Annotated in this window: 3 protein-coding genes; 1 reads left to right on the plus strand and 2 read right to left on the minus strand. The window is 74.7% G+C overall.

Annotation, left to right across the window (positions count from 1 at the left end; all coding sequences use genetic code 11):
• Positions 1-345 precede the first annotated feature (345 nt).
• On the minus strand, positions 346-927 hold the full coding sequence (locus ABD317_RS35350) for a TetR/AcrR family transcriptional regulator (RefSeq protein ID WP_344295839.1): 582 nt from the start codon (positions 925-927) through the stop codon (positions 346-348).
• Between the two features lie 116 nt (positions 928-1043).
• Here ABD317_RS35350 and ABD317_RS35355 point away from each other — a divergent pair, with 116 nt between their 5' ends.
• Complete coding sequence (locus ABD317_RS35355) at positions 1044-2483, plus strand: MFS transporter (protein WP_344295842.1); 1440 nt, start codon at positions 1044-1046, stop codon at positions 2481-2483.
• Positions 2484-2547: 64 nt separating this feature from the next.
• On the opposite strand, the gene ABD317_RS35360 is transcribed toward ABD317_RS35355, so the two are convergent.
• Positions 2548-3004: acyl-CoA carboxylase biotin carboxyl carrier protein subunit (locus tag ABD317_RS35360; RefSeq protein WP_344295845.1), on the minus strand; the 457-nt coding region annotated here is incomplete at its 5' end.

Below are 3004 nucleotides of genomic sequence, written 5' to 3' on the forward strand. Positions count from 1 at the left end.
GCGCCCGGGTCGTCGGGGTGCGGCCCGCGGCGGACTGGCGAGGTAGGGCCCGGCGGGCCCCCGGGACGTAGCGCCGGGCGCCGGGCGGTCGCCTCGGCGGGGCCGCCGCCCGGGAGGCGTCGCGCCGGCGCTCGACCTTGCGTAGCGGGAGATCGGCGCGGGCGTGGTCTCGGCCCGTCGCCGCACGGGTATCGATCCGTCGTCCGCCCGTGGTGCGCAGAGTCTCGGCCCACCGCCGCACGTGGTCTCGGCCCGTCGCCGCCCGGAGCGGGCACAGCCTCGGTCCGCCGCCGCACGTGGCCGGCGCCGACCGCGCCGTAGCGACCGGCCTCCCGGCCGCCGCCGTCAGGCGGAACGCGTGCGCAGGCCGTCGAGGGCCAGGTTCAGCAGGCGGTCGGTCACTCCGGTGTCGTCCGGGTTCTTCGCCGACGCCTTCTCCGCCGCGTACGCGATCGCGCTCGTCAGCCGCAGGATGTCCTCCGGGACGACGTCCGCGCGCAGCTCGCCGGACTCCCGCGCGCGGGCGGCCAGCAGCTCGACGGTGTCCCGCAGCTGCTTCTTGCAGTCGAGCATCAGGCCCTCGTCCATCAGCGTCGCGGCGACCCCGCGGATCGTGTTGGCCACGTCCACGTACCGCCGCAGCCACGCCGCCAGCACGTCCATCGGCGTCCTGCCCGCCTCCGCGGTCAGCATCCGGGCCGCGGCGTCCAGCACGTCGACCTGGGTCTGGAAGACCCCGCCCATGAGCGCGAAGCGGTCCGGGAAGTGCCGGTACAGCGTGCCGATGCCGACGCCCGCGCGGCGCGCGATCTCCTCCAGCGAGGCGTCCGCGCCGCGCTCGCGGAAGGCCGCCGCGGCCTCGTTGAGCAGGCGTTCGTAGTTGCGGCGCGCGTCCGCGCGCATCGGCCGGCCCTGCGCCGTCGCCATGGCACCACCCTTCGTCGTCTCCGCTGCAGCCCAGAATGCCATTGCGAAAACGGAGGCATCCTCCGTATAGTGAAGCGGAGCTACCCTCCACTTCATTCTCCGTCGGAGGCACTTCTGTGTCCACATCCCTGCGCACGCCCACGGGCCACGACGCCCGCGGACGCAGCCGCGGCCCCCGCGGCTCCCGCGGCTCCCGTCCGGGGCTCGCGCTCACCGCGATCGTCGCCACCCAGCTGATGTTCCTGGTCGACGCCACGGTCGTGAACGTCGCACTGCCCGACATCGCGGTCGACCTCGGCTTCTCCTCGACCCGGATGTCCTGGATCCTCAACCTCTACACGCTCGCCTTCGGCGGCCTGCTGCTCCTCGGCAGCCGCATAGGCGACCGCATAGGCCGCCGCCGCGCCCTCGTCGCCGGCGTGCTCGCCTTCACCGCCGCCTCCCTCCTCGCCGGTGTCGCGCCCGGCGGCGGCTGGCTGCTCTTCGCCCGTACCGCCCAGGGCGTGGCCGCCGCGCTGGCCGCGCCCAGCACCCTCGCGCTGATCGCCACCAGCTTCCCCGAAGGCCGCCAGCGGGCCCGCGCGCTCAGCATCTTCGCCTCGATCAGCGGCGCCGGCTCGGCGCTCGGGCTGGTACTCGGCGGGGCGCTCACCGACATCGCGTCCTGGCGCTGGGTCTTCCTGATCAACCTGCCGGTGGGCCTCGCCATCGCCTGGCTCGCCCCCCGCCACCTCGACGAGACCCCGCGCCAGCGCGGCCCCTTCGACGCCCTCGGCGCGCTGCTCGGCACGCTGGGCATGACCTCGCTCGTCTACGCCTTCATCCGCACCGCGGAACAGAGCTGGGGCGACGGGCTCGCCCTCGGCGCCTTCGCCGCCGCGGCGGCGCTGCTCGGCGGCTTCCTCGCGGTCGAACTCCGCGTCCGCCGGCCGCTGGTGGTGCTGCGGCTCTTCGCCGACCGCAACCGGTCGGTCGCGTACGCCACGATGCTGATGATCCCCGCCGGGATGTTCGGCGTCTTCTACTTCACCACGCAGTACCTGCAGCGGTACCTCGACTACAGCCCGTTCCGCGCGGGCCTGGCCTTCCTGGCGCTCACCCTGCCCCTCTTCGCCGCGTCGCGCTTCGCGCCGCGCGCGCAGGCCAGGTTCGGGCCGAAGCGCACCGCGGTGGCCGGGCTGGCGCTCAACACCGCCGGCATCCTGTGGCTCAGCCGGATCGACGCCGGCTCCGGCTACGCCGACGGGCTGCTGGGGCCGCTGGTGCTCATGGGCGTCGGGGTCGGGCTGACCATGATGCAGCTGACGACGCTGATCCTCAGCGGCGTCGAACCGGCGGACGCGGGGTCGGCCTCCGGGCTGCTGCAGACGATGCAGTACGTCGGCGGCAGCCTGGGGGTGTCCGTGCTGGTCTCCGTCTTCGACGCGGGCCTGCGGCACTCCGCGGGGCACACCTTCTACGACGGGACGGGCGCCGCGTTCACCGCCGCGGCCGGGTTCTCCGCGGTCGCGCTGCTGCTGATGTCCGCCGCCCGGGGCGTACCCCGCAAGGCGTGAAGGTCCGGCCGGGAGCGGGTCCGGGGGCGGCCCGCCCCCGGACCCGGCCGCGCCGGCAGCCGGTTCAGTCCTTGATCTCGCAGATCACCGCGCCGGCCGTGACGGTCGCGCCGATCTCCGCGGCGAGGTCCTTGACCGTGCCGGAGCGGTGGGCGTTGAGCGGCTGCTCCATCTTCATCGCCTCCAGCACGATCACGAGGTCGCCCTCGGCGACCTCCTGGCCCTCCTCGACCGCCACCTTCACGATCGTGCCCTGCATCGGCGACGCCAGCGCGTCGCCGGAGACCGCGGACCCGGACTTCTTCGCCGCCCGCCGCTTCGGCTTCGACCGCCCGGCCGCCGCCGTGGCGACCGCGCCGAGCGACGCCGGGAGCGAGACCTCCAGGCGCTTGCCGCCGACCTCGACGACCAGCGTCTCGCGGCTCTCCTCCGCCGCCTCGGCCTCCGCGCCGCCGGTGAACGGGGGGATGACGTTCGTGAACTCCGTCTCGATCCACCGGGTGTGGACGCTGAACGGTTCG

It is taken from the genome of Streptomyces synnematoformans (genome assembly GCF_039531005.1).
GTDB classification, from domain to species: Bacteria; Actinomycetota; Actinomycetes; order Streptomycetales; family Streptomycetaceae; genus Streptomyces; species Streptomyces synnematoformans.